The sequence below is a fragment of the Mycobacterium basiliense genome, from assembly GCF_900292015.1.
GTDB classification, from domain to species: Bacteria; Actinomycetota; Actinomycetes; order Mycobacteriales; family Mycobacteriaceae; genus Mycobacterium; species Mycobacterium basiliense.
In genome coordinates, this window is the sequence record NZ_LR130759.1 from 2,256,493 (window position 1) to 2,277,263 (window position 20,771).

At 65.2% G+C, this 20,771-nt stretch carries 18 protein-coding genes; 11 read left to right on the top strand and 7 right to left on the bottom strand.

Features of this window, described 5'->3' with window-relative positions; all coding sequences use genetic code 11:
* Positions 1-70 precede the first annotated feature (70 nt).
* The 7 genes from carB to metK all read left to right on the top strand — a co-directional run bounded on the left by carB (position 71) and on the right by metK (position 8,787).
* On the top strand, positions 71-3,445 hold the full coding sequence (gene carB / locus MB901379_RS09750) for a carbamoyl-phosphate synthase large subunit (RefSeq protein ID WP_158016499.1): 3,375 nt from the start codon (positions 71-73) through the stop codon (positions 3,443-3,445).
* Positions 3,442-4,275 carry an orotidine-5'-phosphate decarboxylase gene (gene pyrF, locus MB901379_RS09755; protein ID WP_158016501.1) on the top strand — a complete coding sequence of 278 codons (834 nt, stop codon included), beginning with the start codon at positions 3,442-3,444 and terminating at the stop codon, positions 4,273-4,275. The genes carB and pyrF overlap by 4 nt, the downstream gene beginning before the upstream one ends.
* Before the next feature lie 429 nt (positions 4,276-4,704).
* Positions 4,705-5,022, top strand: a complete 318-nt coding sequence (gene mihF / locus MB901379_RS09760) for an integration host factor, actinobacterial type (protein ID WP_015355818.1) — start codon at positions 4,705-4,707, stop codon at positions 5,020-5,022.
* Positions 5,023-5,189: 167 nt separating this feature from the next.
* Positions 5,190-5,783, top strand: coding sequence for a guanylate kinase (gene gmk, locus MB901379_RS09765; protein WP_158019061.1), 594 nt, complete (start codon positions 5,190-5,192; stop codon positions 5,781-5,783).
* Between the two features lie 73 nt (positions 5,784-5,856).
* The gene (rpoZ, locus tag MB901379_RS09770; protein ID WP_158016503.1) at positions 5,857-6,189 is read left to right on the top strand and encodes a DNA-directed RNA polymerase subunit omega; all 333 of its coding nucleotides are present in this window, start codon (positions 5,857-5,859) and stop codon (positions 6,187-6,189) included.
* A gap of 15 nt (positions 6,190-6,204) precedes the next feature.
* Positions 6,205-7,446: a bifunctional phosphopantothenoylcysteine decarboxylase/phosphopantothenate--cysteine ligase CoaBC gene (gene coaBC / locus MB901379_RS09775; protein WP_158016505.1), complete on the top strand. Its 1,242-nt coding sequence runs from the start codon at positions 6,205-6,207 to the stop codon at positions 7,444-7,446.
* Positions 7,447-7,575: 129 nt separating this feature from the next.
* Positions 7,576-8,787, top strand: coding sequence for a methionine adenosyltransferase (metK, locus tag MB901379_RS09780; protein WP_158016507.1), 1,212 nt, complete (start codon positions 7,576-7,578; stop codon positions 8,785-8,787).
* A 19-nt stretch (positions 8,788-8,806) separates the two neighbouring features.
* Here the strand turns inward: metK and MB901379_RS09785 are convergent, their stop codons facing one another.
* From MB901379_RS09785 to MB901379_RS09795, 3 genes are all read right to left on the bottom strand, one after another.
* Positions 8,807-9,382 carry a pyridoxamine 5'-phosphate oxidase family protein gene (locus tag MB901379_RS09785; RefSeq protein WP_158016509.1) on the bottom strand — a complete coding sequence of 192 codons (576 nt, stop codon included), beginning with the start codon at positions 9,380-9,382 and terminating at the stop codon, positions 8,807-8,809.
* 87 nt (positions 9,383-9,469) lie between these two features.
* On the bottom strand, positions 9,470-10,954 hold the full coding sequence (locus tag MB901379_RS09790; protein ID WP_158016510.1) for a flavin-containing monooxygenase: 1,485 nt from the start codon (positions 10,952-10,954) through the stop codon (positions 9,470-9,472).
* Entirely contained in the window at positions 10,951-12,348 is a 1,398-nt protein-coding gene (locus tag MB901379_RS09795; RefSeq protein WP_158016512.1) for a cytochrome P450, read from the bottom strand. Before MB901379_RS09795 ends, MB901379_RS09790 begins: the two co-directional genes overlap by 4 nt.
* Before the next feature lie 74 nt (positions 12,349-12,422).
* On the opposite strand from MB901379_RS09795, the gene MB901379_RS09800 reads away from it, so the two are divergent.
* Positions 12,423-13,457, top strand: coding sequence for a helix-turn-helix transcriptional regulator (locus MB901379_RS09800; RefSeq protein WP_158016514.1), 1,035 nt, complete (start codon positions 12,423-12,425; stop codon positions 13,455-13,457).
* A 72-nt stretch (positions 13,458-13,529) separates the two neighbouring features.
* On the opposite strand, the gene MB901379_RS09805 is transcribed toward MB901379_RS09800, so the two are convergent.
* The gene (locus tag MB901379_RS09805) at positions 13,530-14,501 is read right to left on the bottom strand and encodes an alpha/beta hydrolase (protein ID WP_158016516.1); all 972 of its coding nucleotides are present in this window, start codon (positions 14,499-14,501) and stop codon (positions 13,530-13,532) included.
* 25 nt (positions 14,502-14,526) lie between these two features.
* Positions 14,527-15,501 carry an alpha/beta hydrolase gene (locus MB901379_RS09810; RefSeq protein ID WP_158016518.1) on the bottom strand — a complete coding sequence of 325 codons (975 nt, stop codon included), beginning with the start codon at positions 15,499-15,501 and terminating at the stop codon, positions 14,527-14,529.
* Here MB901379_RS09810 and MB901379_RS09815 point away from each other — a divergent pair.
* A complete protein-coding gene (locus MB901379_RS09815) occupies positions 15,500-16,237 on the top strand; it encodes a lysoplasmalogenase (RefSeq protein WP_158019062.1) in 738 nt (245 codons plus the stop codon). The two genes, MB901379_RS09810 and MB901379_RS09815, sit on opposite strands and share 2 nt — an antisense overlap.
* Positions 16,238-16,345: 108 nt before the next feature.
* Positions 16,346-18,301 carry a primosomal protein N' gene (locus tag MB901379_RS09820; RefSeq protein ID WP_158016520.1) on the top strand — a complete coding sequence of 652 codons (1,956 nt, stop codon included), beginning with the start codon at positions 16,346-16,348 and terminating at the stop codon, positions 18,299-18,301.
* Between the two features lie 15 nt (positions 18,302-18,316).
* Here MB901379_RS09820 and MB901379_RS09825 read toward each other — a convergent pair whose 3' ends face one another.
* Positions 18,317-19,084: a class I SAM-dependent methyltransferase gene (locus tag MB901379_RS09825; RefSeq protein WP_158019063.1), complete on the bottom strand. Its 768-nt coding sequence runs from the start codon at positions 19,082-19,084 to the stop codon at positions 18,317-18,319.
* 290 nt (positions 19,085-19,374) lie between these two features.
* Here MB901379_RS09825 and MB901379_RS09830 point away from each other — a divergent pair, with 290 nt between their 5' ends.
* Complete coding sequence (locus MB901379_RS09830) at positions 19,375-19,857, top strand: MarR family transcriptional regulator (protein ID WP_158016522.1); 483 nt, start codon at positions 19,375-19,377, stop codon at positions 19,855-19,857.
* A gap of 70 nt (positions 19,858-19,927) precedes the next feature.
* Here the strand turns inward: MB901379_RS09830 and MB901379_RS09835 are convergent, their stop codons facing one another.
* Positions 19,928-20,752, bottom strand: coding sequence for a class I SAM-dependent methyltransferase (locus MB901379_RS09835; protein ID WP_158016524.1), 825 nt, complete (start codon positions 20,750-20,752; stop codon positions 19,928-19,930).
* Between the last annotated feature and the right edge of the window lie 19 nt (positions 20,753-20,771).

A 20,771-nucleotide genomic window follows, 5' to 3' on the forward strand; every position in this document is an offset into this window, starting at 1 on the left:
CGAGTGCATGTGTGACACGCCGCAATGGGCGTACGACTGCGAATACTCGCGCCCGGAAAGGAGGGTGCTAGTGCCGCTTCGCACCGATTTGCGCCACGTGTTGGTGATTGGCTCGGGGCCGATCGTCATTGGACAGGCCTGCGAGTTCGACTATTCCGGCACCCAAGCGTGCCGGGTGTTGCGCTCCGAGGGGCTGCAGGTCAGTTTGGTCAATTCCAACCCAGCCACCATCATGACCGACCCCGAGTACGCCGACTTCACCTATGTTGAGCCGATCACTCCCGAGTTCGTCGAGCGGGTAATTGCGCAGCAGGCGGAGCGCGGTAACAAGATTGACGCGCTGCTGGCTACCTTGGGCGGGCAGACCGCACTCAACACCGCGGTTGCGCTATATGAAAACGGGGCGCTGGAGCGCTACGGAGTGGAACTCATCGGTGCTGATTTCGATGCGATCCAACGCGGCGAGGACCGGCAGCGGTTCAAGGACATCGTTGACAAAGTCGGCGGCGAATCCGCCCGCAGCCGAGTGTGTTTCAGCATGGACGAGGTCCGCGAGACGGTTGCTGAACTGGGTCTGCCGGTGGTGGTGCGGCCAAGCTTCACCATGGGCGGGCTGGGCTCGGGTCTGGCGCACTCTGCGGCGGAAATTGACCGGATGGCGGGCGCCGGGCTGGCAGCTTCGCCCAGCGCAAATGTACTGATCGAAGAATCGATCTACGGCTGGAAAGAATTCGAACTAGAGCTGATGCGGGACGGCCACGACAACGTGGTGGTGGTGTGCTCGATCGAGAATGTCGACCCGATGGGCGTGCACACCGGAGACTCGGTGACTGTCGCGCCCGCGATGACGCTGACCGACCGGGAATACCAGCGGATGCGGGACCTAGGCATCGCGATTCTGCGCGAGGTCGGTGTGGACACCGGTGGTTGCAACATTCAGTTCGCGGTCAACCCGAGTGACGGAAGGTTGATCGTTGTCGAGATGAACCCGCGAGTATCGCGCTCAAGCGCGTTGGCGTCCAAGGCTACTGGGTTTCCGATCGCCAAGATCGCCGCCAAGCTGGCCATCGGCTATACGCTTGATGAGATCGTCAACGACATCACTAAGGAAACCCCGGCCTGTTTTGAGCCCACGCTCGACTACGTGGTGGTTAAGGCACCGCGGTTCGCGTTCGAGAAGTTCCCTGGCGCCGATCCCACCCTGACCACCACGATGAAATCCGTGGGTGAGGCAATGTCGCTGGGGCGCAACTTTGTCGAAGCGCTTGGCAAGGTGATGCGGTCCCTGGAAACGACCCGCGCCGGGTTCTGGACTGGTCCGGATCCCGAGGGCAATGTCGACGAGGTCCTCACCCGGTTGCAGACCCCGACCGAAGGTCGGCTCTACGACATCGAACTGGCCTTGCGGTTGGGTGCATCGGTAAACCGGGTGGCCGAGGCCAGCGGTGTCGACCCATGGTTCGTTGCGCAGATCGACGAGTTGGTGGCACTGCGCGCGGAGCTTGTGGACGCTCCTGTGCTCGATGGCGGTCTGCTCCGGCACGCCAAGCACAGTGGGCTATCGGACCGCCAGATCGCCGCGCTGCGACCCGAATTGGCGGGCGAGAACGGTGTGCGATCGCTGCGTGAGCGACTAGGCATCCGCCCGGTGTACAAGACGGTCGATACCTGCGCCGCCGAGTTTGAGGCCAAGACGCCTTACCACTACAGCAGCTACGAACTCGACCCGGCTGCCGAGAGCGAAGTGGCTCCGCAAACCGAGAAGCCCAAGGTGTTGATTCTGGGATCCGGGCCAAACCGCATCGGCCAGGGCATCGAATTCGACTACAGCTGCGTACACGCGGCAACCACCTTGAGCCAGGCTGGCTTTGAGACGGTCATGGTGAACTGCAATCCGGAGACAGTGTCCACCGACTACGACACTGCCGATCGGCTGTATTTCGAGCCGCTCACCTTCGAGGATGTCCTAGAGGTGTTCCATGCCGAGGAGCAGTCCGCGGCGGGCGGGTCCGCGGCGGCGGGTGTGGCGGGGGTGATCGTGCAACTCGGCGGTCAGACCCCACTTGGGCTGGCGCAACGCCTCGCTGATGCCGGGGTACCGATCGTCGGTACCCCGCCGGAGGCCATTGATCTCGCCGAGGACCGTGGCGCTTTCGGCGATGTCCTGAACGCGGCGGGCTTGCCGGCTCCAAAGTTTGGCACCGCAACGACTTTCGCGCAGGCCCGCCGCATCGCCGAAGAAATCGGCTACCCGGTATTGGTGCGTCCTTCCTACGTACTCGGCGGTCGAGGCATGGAAATCGTCTACGACGAAGAGACACTCCGGGGCTACATCACGCGCGCCACCGAGCTCTCGCCCGAGCACCCGGTACTTGTCGACCGGTTTCTTGAAGACGCCGTGGAGATCGACGTCGACGCGCTATGCGACGGCACCGAGGTTTATATCGGCGGAGTCATGGAGCACATCGAGGAGGCGGGCGTCCACTCCGGTGATTCGGCGTGTGCACTACCACCGGTCACCTTGGGGCGCAGCGACATTGAAAAGGTGCGCAGGGCCACCGAAGCCATCGCCCATGGCATCGGCGTGGTGGGTCTGCTCAATGTGCAGTATGCACTCAAAGACGACGTTCTCTACGTCCTGGAGGCTAATCCGCGCGCCAGCCGCACCGTGCCGTTCGTCTCCAAAGCAACCGCTATCCCGCTTGCTAAGGCGTGTGCTCGAATTATGCTGGGCACCAGCATTTCCCAGCTGCGTAGCGAAGGAATGCTGGCGTCCACGGGTGACGGTGCCAACGCTGACCCGTACGCTCCCATCGCGGTCAAAGAAGCTGTGCTGCCCTTCCATCGGTTCCGCCGTGCCGACGGGGCCGCCATCGATTCGTTGCTGGGCCCGGAGATGAAATCGACGGGCGAGGTAATGGGGATCGATCGGGATTTTGGCAGTGCCTTTGCCAAGAGTCAGGCGGCCGCCTATGGCTCGCTGCCGGCGCAGGGGACCGTGTTCGTCTCGGTTGCCAACCGGGACAAACGCTCGCTGGTGTTCCCCGTCAAGCGCCTGGCCGACCTCGGATTTCGGGTCTTAGCTACCGAGGGAACCGCCGAAATGCTGCGTCGCAACGGAATCCCTTGTGATGAGGTGCGCAAGCATTTCGAGTCACCCCAGCCGGGGCGCCCAGAGATTTCTGCCGTGGAGGCGATCCGCGCCGGCGAAGTCGACATGGTGATCAATACACCCTATGGCAATTCCGGGCCGCGGGTCGATGGCTATGAGATCCGATCGGTTGCTGTGGGCGTCAACATCCCTTGTGTCACAACGGTGCAGGGCGCATCGGCCGCTGTGCAAGGAATCGAAGCTGGAATTCGTGGCGATATCGGTGTGCGGTCGTTGCAAGAGTTGCACCGCGCCCTGGGGCAGCCGAGTTCGGCGGATCGCGAGGCCAGGTGACCGGTTTCGGTGCGCGGTTGGCTGAGGCCAGGGCGCGCCGCGGGCCGCTGTGCTTGGGCATCGATCCGCATCCCGAACTGCTGGCGGCCTGGGATCTACCCAACACCGTCGATGGGCTGGCCGCGTTCTGTGACGTTTGCGTTCAGGCTTACGCCGGTTTTGCCGTGGTCAAACCGCAGGTGGCGTTTTTCGAGGTGTACGGCGCGGGGGGGTTCGCGGTACTGGAACGCACCATTGCCGCACTACGCGCAGACGGCGTGCTGGTCCTGGCGGACGCCAAGCGCGGGGACATCGGCTCGACGATGGCCGCCTACGCCGCGGCGTGGGCCGGCGAATCGCCGCTGGCCGCCGACGCCGTGACCGCCTCGCCCTATCTGGGTTTTGGCTCGCTGCGGCCGCTGCTGGACGTCGCGGTGGCCCATGACCGGGGTGTGTTCGTGTTGGCGGCGACCTCCAACCCCGAGGGCGCCGCGGTGCAGCGCGCTGATGCCGGTGGCCGCACGGTTGCCCAGTTGGTCGTCGATGAGGTGACATCTTTCAACCGGGAGGTGGTCGGGCCCGCCGAACCCGCGCGTGGATCCGTCGGTGTGGTCGTCGGTGCGACCGTGGCGCAGCCCCCTGACCTGGGCGAGCTGGGCGGGCCAGTGCTGGTGCCGGGTGTGGGTGTGCAGGGTGGGCGGCCCGAGGCGCTGGCCGGACTGGGTGGGGCGGCACCGGAGCAGCTGTTGCCCGCGGCGGCCCGCGAGGTGCTGCGGGCCGGCCCCGGCGTCGCGCAGGTTCGGGCCGCGGGCCAGCGCCTGCTGGACGCTGTCGCCTACCTGTCTGCGTAGTCGCTGGTCGACGTCTGCCGTTTCCCGTGGCCAGTGCGCGACACGCGCGACGCGCGACCAAAATGCGTGATGCACGGCACCGCACGTCTGCGGTGGCGTTCGCCGCGGGTCGCCCCCAGCCGTGGTGGTCCGACGACCTTGCGGGTTGGGTGCCTCCGCCGCACGAAAAGTGCAGCTAGGCGAGGTTTTCTGAGTCGAGATACTCCAGCTGCCGGCTTCCCTTTTGGCTGACGCCCGGGCGGGTGTCGGGCGGTTGCGGGCGACGTCCAGCCGCGTCGCGTGGCGGGCCCACGCTGGGGATTTAACGCCCTAACCAGGGGGTCGGGTTAGATTTCGTTCCGAAGCGTGAGTACGGTCGTCTCCGCTGGCTGGAGTACCCGGCCAAGACCAAACAAAGATCGATTGACATCGATGAGAGACGGAGGAATCGTGGCCCTTCCCCAGTTGACCGACGAGCAGCGCGCGGCCGCGTTGGAGAAGGCTGCTGCCGCACGTCGAGCGCGAGCAGAGCTCAAGGATCGGCTCAAGCGCGGCGGCACCAACCTCACCCAGGTGCTCAAGGACGCCGAGACCGACGAGGTCTTGGGCAAGATGAAGGTCTCTGCGCTGCTCGAGGCGTTGCCGAAGGTGGGCAAGGTCAAGGCGCAGGAAATCATGACCGAGCTGGAAATCGCGCCGACTCGTCGTCTGCGCGGGCTCGGTGATCGTCAGCGCAAGGCCCTGCTGGAAAAGTTCGGCTCCGCCTAACCCACCCTGCGATGCGGGCCGGCAGGCCTGAGCTGGGGGTGCGCCCCCACGGGGAGGTGCCCCCGCCGAATGGCGGGGGCGAGGCGGGCAGTCAGGCCCAGCACCCACACCAGTACCCACGGATGCAAGCCGAACGGCCTGCGGGGGGTGCGGACCCAGGAGCGCTGATGAGCGCCGGCGGAGGACCGGAATCAGCACGCGTTGTCGTGCTGTCCGGTCCCTCCGCGGTCGGCAAGTCGACGGTGGTCCGCTGCCTTCGGGATCGCATCCCGAACCTGCATTTCAGTGTCTCGGCCACGACGCGGGCGCCACGGCCGGGTGAGGTCGACGGCGTCGACTACCATTTCGTCTCCGCCGCTCGCTTCCAGCAATTGATCGACCGGGGCGAACTGCTGGAGTGGGCCGACATCCACGGTGGGCTGCACCGGTCGGGCACGTTGGCGCAGCCGGTTCGGGCGGCCATCAGATCTGGAGTTCCGGTGCTTATCGAGGTTGATCTGGCGGGGGCCAGGTCGGTCAAGCAAGCGCTGCCCGAGGCCTTGACCGTATTCTTGGCGCCGCCCAGCTGGGAGGATCTCAAGGCCAGGCTGGTGGGCCGGGGCACCGAAACCGCTGAGGTGATTCGCCGCCGCTTGGAGACCGCACGAGCCGAACTCGCTGCCCAAGACGACTTCGACACGGTCGTAGTGAACAGTCGATTGGAGTCTGCATGCGACGAATTGGTATCCTTGCTGGTGAGAACTGCGCCTGGCTCTGCATGAGCAACCAGCCAGAATTAAAGAATCAAAATTTTAACCGTTCGCACCGCTCTATGCCGCCAGGAGAAAGTCTTAAGTGAGTATTCCGCAGTCCGACGCGTCGTTGGCCGCTGTTACTGCCGTGGATCAGTTCGATCCTTCGTCGGGCGGGGTGGGCGCCTACGACACCCCGTTGGGCATCACCAACCCGCCCATCGACGAATTGCTTGACCGCGTCTCGAGCAAATACGCGTTGGTGATTTATGCGGCAAAGCGTGCTCGGCAGATCAACGATTACTACAACCAGCTCGGCGAGGGGATTCTGGAGTACGTCGGGCCGCTGGTCGAGCCCGGGCTGCAGGAAAAGCCCCTGTCCATCGCTATGCGCGAGATCCACTCCGATCTGCTTGAGCACACCGAGGGCGAGTAACAGGGCAGGCCCCGGATGGACCGTAAGCGGATCGTCGTCGGCGTCTCTGGGGGCATCGCCGCTTACAAGGCGTGCACCGTCGTTCGTCAGCTGACCGAGGCCGGTCACCACGTCCGGGTTATCCCTACCGAATCCGCCTTGCGGTTCATCGGTGCCGCTAGCTTCGAAGCGCTCTCCGGAGAGCCGGTGCATACCGGCGTTTTCGACGACGTGCCGGCCGTGCCGCACGTTCAGATCGGCCAGCAGGCCGACCTGGTCGTCGTCGCACCGGCCACCGCTGACCTGTTGGCGCGGGCCGTCGCCGGTCGCGCGGATGACCTGCTGACGGCGACGCTGCTCACGGCGCGGTGCCCGGTGATGTACGCCCCGGCGATGCACACCGAGATGTGGTTACATCCGGCAACGATCGACAATGTCGCAACGCTGCGCCACCGTGGTGCGGTGGTGCTCGAGCCGGCATCCGGGCGCCTGACCGGCAGTGACAGTGGTGCCGGGCGCCTGCCGGAGGCCGAGGAGATCACCACCTTGGCGCAGTTGCTGTTAGAGCGCCACGACGCTCTGCCCTACGACCTGGCCGGCCGCAAGGTGCTCGTGACCGCCGGCGGTACCCGCGAGGCGATCGATCCCGTGCGCTTTGTCGGCAACCGCAGCTCGGGCAAGCAGGGCTACGCGGTCGCGCGGGTCGCCGCCCAACGCGGTGCGGAGGTCACCTTGATCGCCGGGCATACCACCGGGCTCGTTGACCCGGCCGGAGTCGAAGTGGTGCACATCAGCTCGGCGCAGCAACTCGGCGACGCGGTTTCCAAGCATGCCCCCGAGGCCGACGTCCTGGTGATGGCCGCGGCCGTTGCCGATTTCCGGCCAGCGCAGGTTTCCGCCGCAAAGATCAAAAAGGGCGCCGAAGGTCCACCGACCATCGAACTGCTGCGCAATGACGATGTGCTGGCCGGCGCGGTACGTGCCCGCCAGCACGGCGAGTTGCCCAACATGCGGGCCATCGTCGGTTTCGCGGCCGAGACCGGAGACGCCAATGGTGACGTGCTGTTTCACGCCCGGGCAAAGCTGCGGCGCAAGGGTTGCGACCTGTTGGTCGTCAATGCCGTGGGCGGTGACCGGGCCTTTGAGGTAGACAACAACGATGGTTGGCTGTTGGCTGCCGACGGGACCGAGTCGGCGTTGCAGCACGGCTCGAAGACGTTGATGGCGAGTCGTATCGTTGATGCGATCGTCACGTTCTTGGATGGCAGTAGCGGGTAGCCCATCCATGGGCCGGGTGCTGTGCGGCGCCTGAACAGGTGCTGAGCGATGCCTTGCCCGAGTGGACGGGCGCAAATTGATGCCTGAGGATATAATTCGGCTAACTAATTATCGGAAGGAAGCAAGATTGTGAGCGAAAAGGGTCGACTGTTTACCAGTGAGTCGGTGACAGAGGGACATCCCGACAAGATCTGTGATGCGATCAGCGACTCGGTCCTGGACGCGCTTCTGGCTGCGGACCCGCGCTCACGTGTTGCGGTCGAGACGTTGGTCACCACCGGGCAGGTGCACGTGGTCGGTGAGGTGACGACGACGGCGAAAGAGGCATTCGCCGACATCACTAACACGGTCCGCCAGCGGATCCTCGACATCGGTTACGACTCGTCGGACAAGGGCTTCGACGGGATGTCATGTGGGGTGAACATCGGCATCGGTGCGCAGTCGCCCGACATCGCGCAGGGTGTCGACAGTGCCCACGAGGCGCGCGTTGAGGGCGCCGCGGACCCACTGGACTCTCAGGGCGCTGGCGACCAGGGCCTGATGTTCGGTTACGCGATCAACGACACCCCGGAACTGATGCCGTTGCCGATCGCGCTGGCCCACCGGCTGTCGCGGCGGCTGACCGAAGTGCGCAAGAACGGTGTGCTGCCCTACCTGCGTCCCGATGGCAAGACGCAGGTCACCATCGCCTACGAGGACAGGGTTCCGGTGCGGCTGGACACGGTGGTCATCTCCACTCAGCACGCGGCCGACATCGACTTGGACAAGACGCTGGATCCCGACATCCGCGAGCACGTGCTAAAGACCGTGTTGAACGATCTGGCCCACGAAACGCTGGATGCTTCCTCGGTGCGGGTGCTGGTGAACCCGACGGGCAAGTTCGTCCTGGGCGGACCGATGGGAGACGCTGGTCTTACCGGCCGCAAGATCATCGTCGATACCTACGGTGGCTGGGCCCGTCACGGCGGCGGCGCCTTCTCCGGAAAGGATCCGTCCAAGGTGGACCGGTCGGCGGCGTACGCGATGCGCTGGGTGGCAAAGAACGTGGTCGCAGCCGGGCTGGCGGAACGGGTCGAGGTGCAGGTGGCCTACGCAATCGGCAAGGCGGCCCCGGTCGGCCTGTTTGTGGAGACCTTCGGCTCCGAGGCGGTTGACCCGCTCAAGATCGAGAAGGCCATCGGCGAGGTATTCGATTTGCGACCCGGTGCGATCATCCGCGACCTGCGGCTGCTGCGCCCGATCTATGCACCGACGGCGGCCTACGGGCACTTCGGCCGCACCGATGTCGACCTGCCGTGGGAGCGGCTCGACAAGGTCGAGGACCTCAAGCGCGCCATCTAGTTCTGGCGCACCGGCCCGTTCAGCGGGCCGCGCTGGGCGGTAGCGGATGGTCGGCGTCCAACCCGGGCAGGCCATCGATGCTGTGCTGGTTGCGACCGATCATGCGCACGTAGGTATCGTCGGCAGCCTTTTGGTGGTAGCGGTCGAGCACCGGCCGTTCGTCGACAAGCTCGTAGTAGGGCACCGCAAATCCGCACGCGTCGGCGATCCGGTCGACGTCGACGACGATGGCGGCCCGTGTTCCTGCATGCAAGGTCTTGAAATGCGTTCTGACAAGCTCGAACTCGGTGTCATCCGGGCGCACGACACGCCCGGTGCCGAACAGTCGCAGGATTCGTGAGTTGTGGGTGAACGAGCAGAACATGATGGTGATTCGGCCGTTGTCGCGTAGGTGCGAGATTGTCTCAGCGCCACTGCCGAACAGGTCGATGTAGGCGACGGTGTGGTCGTCGAGCACGGCAAATGTGTCCCGGTATCCCTTGGGGGAGAGGTTGACTCGACCTCCATTTGACGGCGCAGTGGCAACAAAGAACATGGCCTGCTGACCGATGAAGTCGCGGAGCGATTCGTCGATGTGTGCGAACTCTTTGGACATCGAGATCTCCTCCTGCGCATTCAATGTTCGAGCCTAGCGCTGGCCAACGAGGTTGGCCGGAGTGAGATTTGTCTCGGTCGCCGACCGCTAACTGGTGAACCGGTAGTCGTCCAGGCTAAAGCGGCGACTGCGCCAATAGGCCTCCATTGTCGTCGTCGGTCGCAACGGGACGTCACCGTTCTTGTCGAAGTAGTAGCTGTTGGCTCGCCGACAGCTGTCCTGCCAGAAGACCTGGCGGTGACGGCGGCGCATGACCTCGGCGAAATAGCGATCGTTGGCTTCCTCGGTCACCTCGACGCGGGTCGCGCCCTCGCGACGGGCCCGCTTCAGGCAACGCAGGATGTGATGTGTCTGCGTCTCGATCAGGGCGAAATACGACGACCCGACGTAGCCGTACGGGCCGAACACCGCGAAGAAGTTCGGATAGCCCGGAACGCTGACGCCCTCGTATGCCTGTGTTCGGTGGTCGTCCCAGAACTGGCTCAAGGACCGGCCAGCACGACCGACGACGGGGTAGGTGAGTACGTCGTCGGTGTCTAGCACCTTGAAGCCGGTGGCGAGAACCAGGACGTCGACCTCGTGGCTGGTGCCATCGGTGGTGGCCACCGCGGCGGGTGTGATCTGCTCGATCGGCTCGGTAATCAGCTGCACGTTGTCGCGGTTGAACGTGGCCAGATAGGTGTTGTGGAATCCCGGCCGTTTGCAGCCCACGGCATAGCGCGGGGTGAGTTGGTCGCGCACTACCGGGTCGTTGACCTGTTGGCGCAGATAACGCCGCCCCAGTGAGGCGCTCCAGCGGGCCAGCGGAAACACCGTGAAGTAGTGCGCTGAAATCGGGAACGTCGCTTCCACGAAAGCCTGGCTAAGGATTCGCTGGACGGCTTTGCCGCCCGGAAGCCGCATTGCCCAGCGCGCCGGCGCCGGCAGCGGCACATCGAGCTTGGGGAAGCACCAGATTGGGGTACGCTGAAATACGGTGAGGTGTTCAACTATTGGCGCGATTTCCGGGATGATCTGGACAGCCGAGGCGCCGGTGCCGACAATCCCGACGCGCTTGCCGGTCAGATCCTGGTTGTGATCCCAGCGTGCGGTGTGCATGGTCACCCCGCCGAAGTCGTCGACACCGTCAATGTCGGGAAGCTTGGGCACCGTCAGCACGCCGCTGGCGTTGATGACGAATCTGGCGGTGAGTTCGCCGCCAGGGTCGGTGTGTAGTCGCCACAGGCCGAGTTTTTCATCGAATTCGGCGCCAAGCACTTTGGTGTCGAATCGGATCCGCGATCGGATGCGGTATTTGTCGACGCAATGTTCGGCATATGCCTTGAGCTCGCGTCCGGGCGCATAGGTCCGTGACCACCGTGCGCTCTGCTCAAAGGAGAACTGGTAGGAAAAGGACGGAATGTCCACGGCAATACCGGGGTAGGTGTTCCAAAACCACGTCCCGCCAACTCCGTCGCCGGCTTCGAGCACCACGTAGTCGCTAAATCCCGCTTTGTCGAGTTTGATGGCGGCGCCGATGCCGGAGAATCCGGCGCCGACGATCGCTGTGTGGTAATCCGGCAAGGTCGTCATTGGCGCTCACTTCCGATGACATGAACTCCGTACTTGGGCCGCAGCGTTAGCGTCGCCTCAAGTTTGACCGGATTCCGGAGTGGACCAACCGGCACGTCAAAGGTGAAGCGTTGACTCATGATTGCCGCCATCAGCACCATCTCCATGAGTGCAAAGCCCTGCCCGATGCAAATGCGCCGGCCACCGCCGAACGGCAGGTACGAGGAGCGCGGTCGGGTCTTGGCAGCCGACAGGAACCGTTCGGGATCGAATCTTTCCGGGTCGGGCCACCAGCGCGGGTCATGGTGAACATGGTGGATCGGGATGACCACGGTGGTGCCGCGGCGAATGTGATGCCCGTCCACCACGTCGTCTTCGATCGCCTCCCGCGCGATGACCCACACCGAGGAGAAGTAGCGTTGCGATTCCTGCAGGCATGCGGTGGTCCATACCAGCTTGCCCAAGTCCTCGGCCGCCGGGCGGCGCGCTCCCAGCACGTCGTCGACCTCGGCGAGCATCCGGTTGCGCGCCGTGGGGTGGACGGCCATCAGGTACCAGAACCAGGACATGGCGTTGGCGGTCGTTTCGTGGCCGGCGAGCATGAAGGTCAGCGCCTCGTCTCGGACGCGCTGGCGCGGCCAGGTGCCGTTGTCGGCGTGCAGTAGCACGTTGAGCAGGTCAGCGCGATCGGTCGGCTCCGACAGCCGCTGATCAATCACCGAGTTGACCGCATGGTCCAGCGTCAGGGTGATGTCCTGTATCTCCCGCAGCGGCGGAGGCAATGGCACTCCCGAGTAGGTGCACCACATCAGCAGGTCGTAGACCCGGCGGGGCATCAAACCCCATAGGCCGAGTCGCTCCAGCTTTTCGGCGTGGCGCAGTCCGCGGGTGGCGAGATCGTTCATGGACTGGACCAAGGGCCCGAAGTCCTGGCCGAACAGCGCATTTGCCACCACCCGCAAAGTTGCCTCGACCATCGTCTGATGTATGTCGAAGCTCTCACCGCCGACCAATGTGTTGGTGACGTTCGCGATGGGATCGATCATCAGGTCTACGAGTTCGTCGAGGTGGCGTCTCGCGAACGTCGGGTTCAAGGCGCTGCGGTGGCTGCTCCAGGAACTACCCTCGTCGGTGAGCAGATTGAGGCCCGCGGCGGCTCGGATCGGTCCGTACTCGTCGGATTTGACGTACTTCAACCGTGCCTGGTGTAGCACGTGGTCGATATACTCCGGATGACTAAGGGAGACGAAACGTCTTCCAGCGCAACGAAACCTGGTGATGTCATGGCCGCGGGACCGGCCCAGGAAACCGTCTCCGACGTCGAACCCGATGGTGAGTGCTTCTCGTGTCATCGTCCAGGTACCCAGCCTGCTAGCCGGTCCCCGCAGGGGCCGCTCGGCGGTGAGACTGCCCATGGCTCCACTGTATGGCTGACGAGGGGGGCCCGTAATGAGACAATGGGACACAGAGTTGGGAGTTTAGGACAATCATGGGAAACGCGCCGCCGCCGGCCGAAATACGACATCCGGTGTATGCGACCCGGGTGTTGTGCGAGGTGGCCAACGAGCGCGGGGTGTCCACCAATGATGTGCTGGCGGGCACCGCGATCGAACCGGCCGATCTCAACGATCCGAACGCAGTAGTCAGCGGGTTCGACGAAGTGGTGGCGGTACGCCGGATGCTGGCACGGTTGCCGGATGACGCCGGTGTCGGGATCGACGTGGGCAGCCGGTTTACGCTTACGCACTTCGGGTTGTTCGGGTTTGCCGTGATGTCGTGCGCCAACCTTCGTGAGTTGTTCACCATCGCCATGCGGTATTTCGCGCTGACCATGTTGCACATCGACATCAGGTTGTTCGAGACCGCCGACGACTGCCTTTTCGAACTGGACGCCGGCCACCTGCCCGCCGATGTGCGGAGGTTTTTCATCGAGCGTGATATCGCCGGAATAATCACCACGACAATGAGTTTCACCCTGCCCCTGGCGGAGCGGTATGCCGATCAGGTATCGGCGGAGTTGGCGGTCGACGAAGAGTTGATGCGTCCGTTGCTCGGGGTTGTTCCGGTGCACGACGTCGCGTTCGGGCGGGCGCACAACAGGCTGCACTTTCCGCGGGCGATGTTCGACGAGCCGCTGCCGCAGGCCGATCGCCACACCTTGGAGACGTGCATGGCGCAGTGCGACGTGCTGATGCAGCGCAATGAACGACGCCAGGGGATCACGGCGCTGGTTCGCACCAAGATATTCCGCGATTATCGGGTCGTTCCGACGCTGCGCGACGTCGCCGCCGAACTCGACCTGCATCCGCGCACGCTGCGGCGCCGCCTTGCCGAGGAAGGTACGTCGTTTCGGGCGTTGGTGAACGAAGCGCGGTCCACCGTGGCGGTCGACCTACTGTGCAACGTCGGATTGACCGTGGAAGAGGTGTCTACCCGGCTGGGCTACACCGAGGTGTCGACCTTCTCGCACGCCTTCAAACGCTGGTATGGATCTTCGCCCAGTCGGTATTTGCGCCGGGCCTAGGCGCCGAGTGCCCGAAGCCGCGGGGGTGGCAATCTCGGGCGCCGGTATCACCCGCAGGTGTCCGAAATTCGGCTACGGGTGCAGCGCCTTGCGCAGTGCGGCCAAACCTCGGTCGGTCGCCTCGGCCGCGGTGGGCACCACCAACGCGAAGTTGACGTAGCCATGCACCAGGTTCGGCTCGTTGTACCACTCGGCCGGGACCCCTGCGGCCGCCAGCAGCTCGGCGTAGCGGGCCCCGTCATCGCGCAATGGGTCGTGCTCGGCGGTGCCGATGAAGGCCGGAGGCAGCCCCGACAGGTCTCCGTTGCCGGGAGCAAGGGTGCTGGGCAGCGACGAGTGGTCAGTGATATCGATCCCGGGCACGTACCACGACAGAAAGGCGTCGATGACTTCGAGATCCAGGATCGGTGCCGTCGCGTTCTCGGTGAATGACGGCAGCGTGAGGTCGCCGATGCAGGACGGATACCACAGCAGTTGGAAGGCCAGGCTGGGACCGCCCTTGTCGGCGTGGTCCCGAGCCAGCTGCGCCATGATCGCCGAGATGTTGCCGCCTGCGGAGTCGCCGGCTACGGCGATTCTGGTGGGATCGCCGCCGAGCTCGGCGGCGTGCTCACCGACCCACCGCAGTGCGGCCCAGCTGTCGTCAATCCCAGCCGGATAGGGATGCTCCGGTGCCAGCCGGTAGCCGACGGAGACCACGATCGCCTCAGCGCCTACCGCGTGGGCGCGCGCGACGTGGTCATGGGTGTCGAGGTCGCCCAGCGCCCAGCCGCCGCCGTGGTAGTACACGACCACTGGCAAATCCTGGTCGGCAGCTTCGGGGGGCCAATAGATCCGGACCGGGATGTCGGTGTGCCCTCCGTACCCCACCGTGCGGTTCTCGATCCGCAGGTCGGGGAGCAGTTCCGGGGGCACCTTGAGCGCAGCCAGCCGCTGTCGGGCAACTTCGACGCCGTCAGCTGCGCAAAAAGTCATCGGAATAGCGTCGAGCATCATCTTGAGGATGGGATCGATGCCGGGGCGGGTGATGATCGGCTCCGTCATGGTCCTACGGTACGCACCGCGCTAGCTAACCGTGCAGCGCCACGCGCAATGCCGCCAGCCCACGATTCATGGCGGCGGTGGCGGCGGGCACCACCCCGGCGTAGCCGACGTACCCGTGCACCATGGTTTTGGCGTTGTGCACCTCTACGGGAACGCCGGCGTCGGCGAGCAGTTCGCCATACCGAATGCCGTCATCGCGCAGCGGGTCGTGGCCGGCTACCCCGATATAGGCGGGTGGAAGATCCACCAAGTTCTCTGAGCGGCCCGGAGCCATGCCCGCGGGTGGGTTGGACAGGTCGACATCGCCCGCGTACCAACGAGAGAAGTCGGCAATGGCCTTGGCGTCAAGCACCTCGGCGTTGGCGTTTTCGGTGAACGACGGCAACGAAGGATCCCACATCGTGGAGGGATACCACAACAGTTGGAACCTGACCGGTGGTCCGCCGGCATCGGCCTGGTCACGGGCGTACTGTGCGATCACCGCGGCGATGGTGCCGCCTGCCGAATCTCCTGCTACGGCCACTCGGGTGGTGTCCGCTCCGAGTGCGGCACCATGCTCGGCAACCCATAGCATTGCGGCCCAAGCGTCTTCGACGGCAGCGGGGTAGGGGTGTTCCGGGGCAAGCCGGTAATCGACTGACACCACCAATGTGTCGGCGCCAACGGCGTGCTGACGGCACGTGCCGTCGTGCGTATCAAGGTCACCCATGACAAACCCGCCGCCATGGAAGAACACCACCACCGGTAGCGCATCAGTCAAGGCGGGACTGGTTGGTGGCCAATAGATCCGGATCGGGATAGGCCCGGCTGGCCCGTCGATGGCCCGATCCTCGACTCGCAGCTCGGTGTGTACCGGCCGGCGTGGTAGGTCCCGCAACCGCTGGCGCACCGCGTCGATTCCGTCCTCGGTAGATAGCCGAAACGGAACCGCATCCAGTACCTTCTGCAGGATGGGGTCGATAGCGGGTTTCTCGTCGGCGGTGTTGTCCAAACTGGGCATGGACGTACCGTACGCACCTCGTTTGGTGGCCGGAGGTTGGGTGGTGGCTGGCTGGGCCGGCCTAGCCTACGGCGTGTATTTGACGGTGATTGCCATGCGCCGGCCGCCGGGCACCGAGCTGACCGGACATTGGATTCTGCAGCCGGCGTTCAAAGCATCGATGGCGGTGTTGCTGGCCCTGGCGGCGCTTGCTCATCCGATCGTGCGTGAGCGGCGGTGGTTGGTGCCGGCCTTGTTGTTCTCCGCGACCGGTGACTGGTTGTTGGCCATCCCATGGTTGACCCAGTCCTTTGTCTTAGGGCTCGGCTCATTCTTGTTGGCGCACTTGTGTTTTCTTGGTGCATTGCGGCCGCTGGCATGGGGTTCGGCGCCTTCGCGGCCGCGGATCGCTGCCGCCGCGTTGATGTGTGCGGCCTCTGTCGGGCTCTTGGTCTGGTTTTGGCCCCACTTGGCTCAGGAGAAGCTGACGATTCCGGTGACGCTATACATCGTGGTGCTGACCGCGATGGTCTGCGCGGCGTTTCTCGCGCGCCTGCCGACCATATGGACTGCGGTGGGGGCGCTCAGTTTTGCGGCTTCGGACTCCATGATCGCGATTAGCCGGTTCGTCCTCGGCAACGAGGCTCTGGCGGTGCCAATCTGGTGGTCGTATGCGGCGGCGGAGATCCTGATCACGGCCGGGTTCTTTTTCGGTCGCGAACTGGTGGATGGCGCCGCCGAGGCTGGCGACAGCTAACGGACCGCGCCGGAAGCGCAAGCGGGGCAACAACTATTGTCTGGCAAACCATCCCGCGGATCCGCCCGTACACCTATCGAGGTCGAGCCGATCGCCCGGGTGCTGCCGATGCTGTCGGTACCCCACCTGGATCGCGAATTCGACTATCTGGTCTCCGCCGAGCAGTCCGACGATGCCCAGCCGGGCGTGCGGGTTCGGGTGCGGTTCCACGGCCGGCTGGTCGATGGTTTCGTGCTCGAGCGCCGCAACGACACCGAGCATCAGGGCAAGCTGGGCTGGCTGGAACGTGTTGTATCCGCTGAACCCGTGCTCACACCGGAAATCCGCCGATTGGTCGACGCGGTGGCCGCGCGCTACGCGGGTACCAGGCCCGACGTGTTGCGGCTGGCGGTGCCGGCCCGCCACGCCAGGGTGGAACGAGAACACGCGGTGCTCAAGGAGGTGTCGGATGTCGCCGCGATCGATCCGTCGGGGTGGGAGGTCTACGGCCGTGGCGGCCAGTTCTTGGCGGCGCTAGCCGAGACGCGAGCGGCCCGTGCCGTTTGGCAGGCATTGCCCGGCGAGCTGTGGACGGAGCGCTTCGCCGAGGCCGCCGCTCAAATGGTACGGGCGGGCCGCTCGGTGCTGGCGATCGTGCCTGATCAGCGAGACCTGGACGCGCTGTGGCAGTCGGCCACGACGCGCCTCGACCAGACCAGCGTGGCGGCCCTGTCGGCCGGCCTGGGGCCCGCCGCGCGATATCGGCGCTGGCTGTCCGCGTTGCGCGGCACCGCGCGGCTGGTGATCGGCACCCGCAGCGCGGTGTTCGCCCCGCTCAGTGACCTGGGTCTGGTCATGGTGTGGGCCGACGGCGACGACAGCTTGGCCGAACCCCGGGCGCCCTACCCGCATGCCCGGGAGGTGGCGATGCTGCGCGCCCACCAGGCTCGGTGCGCGGCGCTGATCGGCGGCTATGCGCGCACCGCCGAAGCACATGCGTTGGTGCGCAGTGGATGGGCACACGACATCGTGGCCGTTCGACCGGTGGTGCGCGCCCGCAGCCCACGCGTCGTCGCGCTGGACGACAGTGGATACGCCGACGAGCGCGACCCGGCGGCTCGCACGGCGCGGCTGCCCTCCATCGCCTTGCGTGCCGCCCGGTCGGCGTTGCAGGCCGGAGCGCCGGTGCTGGTGCAGGTGCCGCGGCGCGGGTATTTGCCGTCGCTGGCCTGTGGTCGCTGCCGGGCGATTGCCCGCTGCCGACACTGCACGGGCCCGTTATCGCTGCAGTCGCTCGACGATGGCGGCGGACCGGGCGTGACGTGCCGCTGGTGCGGCCGGGCCGACCCGACGCTTCGGTGCGCTCGGTGCGGGTCGGAGGCGGTGCGTGCGGTGGTTGTCGGCGCCCGACGCACCGCCGAGGAACTCGGCCGGGCCTTTCCTGGCACGGCGGTGATCACCTCGTCCGGTGATGCCATCGTGAGCGAGGTCGGTGCCCGTCCGGCATTGGTGGTCGCTACACCCGGCGCCGAACCCAGGGCTTGCGGTGGCTACGGTGCGGCGCTGCTGCTGGATACCTGGGCGTTGCTGGGCCGACAGGATCTGCGCGCAGCCGAAGACGCCCTGTGTCGCTGGATGGCGGCCGGGGCGTTGGTGCGGTCGCGTGCTGACGGCGGTGTGGTGACGGTGGTCGCCGAATCGTCCATCTCGACGGTGCAGTCGCTGATTCGTTGGGATCCGGTCGGCCACGCCGAGGCCGAACTGGCGGCCCGAAGCGACGTCGGTCTGCCCCCGAGCGTGCACATCGCCGCTCTTGATGGCATCGGCGCCGCGGTCATGGCACTGCTCGAACAGGCCAGGTTGCCGGACGACGCCGAACTGCTGGGCCCGGTCGATCTGCCGGCAGCCGTGCGCCGCCCAGCGGGCTTCCCCACGGGTGCGACCGTCACCCGAATGTTGGTGCGGGTCCGCCGTGAGCAGGGCCTGGAGCTGGCGGCCTCGCTGCGTCGAGGCGTCAGCGTGCTCAGCGCTCGCCAGACGCACGATCCGGTTCGGGTGCAGATCGATCCGCTGCACATCGGCTAGCCCGGAGAACGGCTATCACCGTTTGCGTGCGGTGAAAATCAGGTATTCCCAATGCGTTACACCGCTGACGAGGTGTTCGCGGCTGAGTTCGATGAGTTCGGTGTCCAGCCTGGCCACCCGCCGGGGGTCGCCACCGATGTTGCGGTAGGCATTGATCGTCGGCCCGTAACGTTCTTTGAACTCGTCGACGCACTGTTCCGGCTGCTCGAAGCGGTCCACTGTCAGTGCGCCGCGCCGGGTGCGGATGTCGCAGACGTGGTCGCCGAACAGGCTACTGATGTAGGGCTCACGGCCCCACCACACTTCATGCGGCGCCCCGGTCGGAAGCGTCGGTTGACGGGGCCTGATGATGGAGAGTAGTTGACCGTAAAAGCCCTCTGGGGTCCAGCTCAACACACTGATCTTGCCGCCGCGCCGGCAAACCCTGGCCAGCTCGTCGGGCGCGCGTTGGTGGCGAGGGGCGAACATCACCCCCACCGTCGACAGCACCGCGTCGAACTCGTTGAAGCCGAAGGGTAGGGCTTCCGCGTTGGCTTCCCGCCAGCCGAGCGTCAGGTCCGCGGCGGCGGCTCGTTGCTGAGCACGGCGTAGCAGCTCGGGCGTCAGGTCGGTGGCGACGACATGGGCCCCGGTCATTGCGGCGGCGATCGACACGTTGCCGGACCCGGCGGCCACGTCGAGCACGCGGTCGCCGCGGCGAACACCGCTGGCGGACACAAGAGTTGGGCCAAGTGAAGCCAAGACCCCGTCCGCAATGGCGGGATAGTCGCCCAACGCCCACATGTCCCGGTGCGTGGTTACCGGGGCTTTGAAGTCGCCGGGGGTGGTGTCGATGGGCAACCCGACCTCCTGCCGGACGCGGACTCAGATACGACCTCATCGTCGGCAGCGGGCAGGCGGCTGCGCGGCAAGTGCGATAGTTGCCCGGGACGCAATTGTATACGCGGGCAACAATCAAAGCCTACGATTGTAGGGCGCTGCTAGACTTTTCTCTTGCTGTGGACCGGTTAGTGTCACAACGATGTTGAAAAACGGTGTTGAAGACCGGTCGAACCCGGGGAAGGGGGCCATTTATGTCCGCCGAGAATGCAACGGCAGCTGAAGACTCAGTAGACATGATCACCGATGCGCTACTGACGGCATCCCGGCTGTTGGTAGGCATCTCGGCCAATTCGATCGCGCAGGTCGACGAGAACATCACCATCCCGCAGTTCCGGACACTGGTGATTCTGTCCAACCGCGGTCCGGTCAATCTGGCGACGCTGGCGAACTTGCTCGGGGTTCAGCCATCGGCGACGGGCCGGATGGTGGATCGGCTCGTTGGCGCCGGCATGATCGACCGCCAAGCGCACCCGACGTCACGGCGCGAACTGCTTGCCGTGCTGACCAAGCGAGGCCGGGATCTGGTTCGTCAGGTCACCGCGCACCGGCGTGAAGAAATCGCTCGGATTGTCGGACAGATGGCGCCAGCGGAACGACAGGGGTTGGTGCGTGCCCTCACGGCGTTCACCGCCGCCGGTGGTGAGCCCGACGCAAACGTCGAGATGGATCTTTAGGCATCTCCTGGCCGCCAGCCCATGCCAGGCCGCCTGCGCAACGGCGGGCCTGGCATGGGCTGGCGTCAACTCACAGCTTTGTCGCGGTGAGAACCAAGTACTCCCAATCCATGACGCCGTTCGTCAGGTATTGCGCGGCCAGCTCCACCAGTTGAGTGTCGAGCTCGGCGGCCAGCACGGCGTTGTCACCGATGTTTGCGTAGGCCTCGATCGTCGGGCCGTAGTGATTCTTGAAGTAGTCGTGCACCGCTTGTGCGGTCTCGAATCGCTTCACTTCCAGCATTCCGCGACGCGTTTGGATATCGGTGGTTCGATCCTTGAACAGCCCGCGGGCGTAGGCTTCCCGTCCCCATAGCGCCGAGGGAGGTAGTGCCGCGGAAAGGCTCGGCCGGTATGGCCTGATGGCAGCGAGCATCCGACCGAAGAATCCTTCGGGGGTCCAGCTGATTACACCGATCGTGCCGCCCGGCTTGCAGGCCCGAATCAGCTCGTTGGCCGAACACTGATGGTCCGGTGCGAACATCACACCGATCGCCGAGATCACGACGTCGAACTCACCGTCGCCGAACGGCAATGCCTGGGCGTTGGCTTCCTGGTAATGAAGGGTCAGACCCTGTGCTGCGGCTCGTGCCTGAGAACGCTGCAGCAACTCCGGTGTGAGGTCGGTGGACACGACAGTGGCGCCCGCTTTCGCTGCGGGAAGCGAGATGTTGCCAGAGCCGGCTGCGACGTCGAGTACCCGGACGCCGGGCCCAATGCCCGCCGCATCGACCAGGATTGGGCCGAGTGGGGCCATCACTTCTTCTGCCATCAGGGCGTAGTCGCCCAGTGCCCACAGAGCCCGGTGCGTGGCCGCGAGCGTGACGTCCTCACGGACGGGTATGTCGATAGTCATTCAGAGCTCCTGAAATGAA

Bases quoted from the DNA above. Each gene is read 5' to 3' on its own strand.
- gmk (WP_158019061.1), top strand. From the start codon at position 5,190: ATGAGCGCCGGCGGAGGACCGGAATCAGCACGCGTTGTCGTGCTGTCC.
- MB901379_RS09825 (WP_158019063.1), bottom strand. From the start codon at position 19,084: ATGTGGGCGTTGGGCGACTATCCCGCCATTGCGGACGGGGTCTTGGCT.
- MB901379_RS09800 (WP_158016514.1), top strand. From the start codon at position 12,423: ATGGGAAACGCGCCGCCGCCGGCCGAAATACGACATCCGGTGTATGCG.
- MB901379_RS09795 (WP_158016512.1), bottom strand. From the start codon at position 12,348: ATGGGCAGTCTCACCGCCGAGCGGCCCCTGCGGGGACCGGCTAGCAGG.
- MB901379_RS09815 (WP_158019062.1), top strand. From the start codon at position 15,500: ATGGACGTACCGTACGCACCTCGTTTGGTGGCCGGAGGTTGGGTGGTG.
- MB901379_RS09790 (WP_158016510.1), bottom strand. From the start codon at position 10,954: ATGACGACCTTGCCGGATTACCACACAGCGATCGTCGGCGCCGGATTC.
- MB901379_RS09785 (WP_158016509.1), bottom strand. From the start codon at position 9,382: ATGTCCAAAGAGTTCGCACACATCGACGAATCGCTCCGCGACTTCATC.
- MB901379_RS09835 (WP_158016524.1), bottom strand. From the start codon at position 20,752: ATGACTATCGACATACCCGTCCGTGAGGACGTCACGCTCGCGGCCACG.
- MB901379_RS09830 (WP_158016522.1), top strand. From the start codon at position 19,375: ATGTCCGCCGAGAATGCAACGGCAGCTGAAGACTCAGTAGACATGATC.
- MB901379_RS09805 (WP_158016516.1), bottom strand. From the start codon at position 14,501: ATGACGGAGCCGATCATCACCCGCCCCGGCATCGATCCCATCCTCAAG.
- coaBC (WP_158016505.1), top strand. From the start codon at position 6,205: ATGGACCGTAAGCGGATCGTCGTCGGCGTCTCTGGGGGCATCGCCGCT.
- MB901379_RS09820 (WP_158016520.1), top strand. From the start codon at position 16,346: ATGCTGTCGGTACCCCACCTGGATCGCGAATTCGACTATCTGGTCTCC.
- MB901379_RS09810 (WP_158016518.1), bottom strand. From the start codon at position 15,501: ATGCCCAGTTTGGACAACACCGCCGACGAGAAACCCGCTATCGACCCC.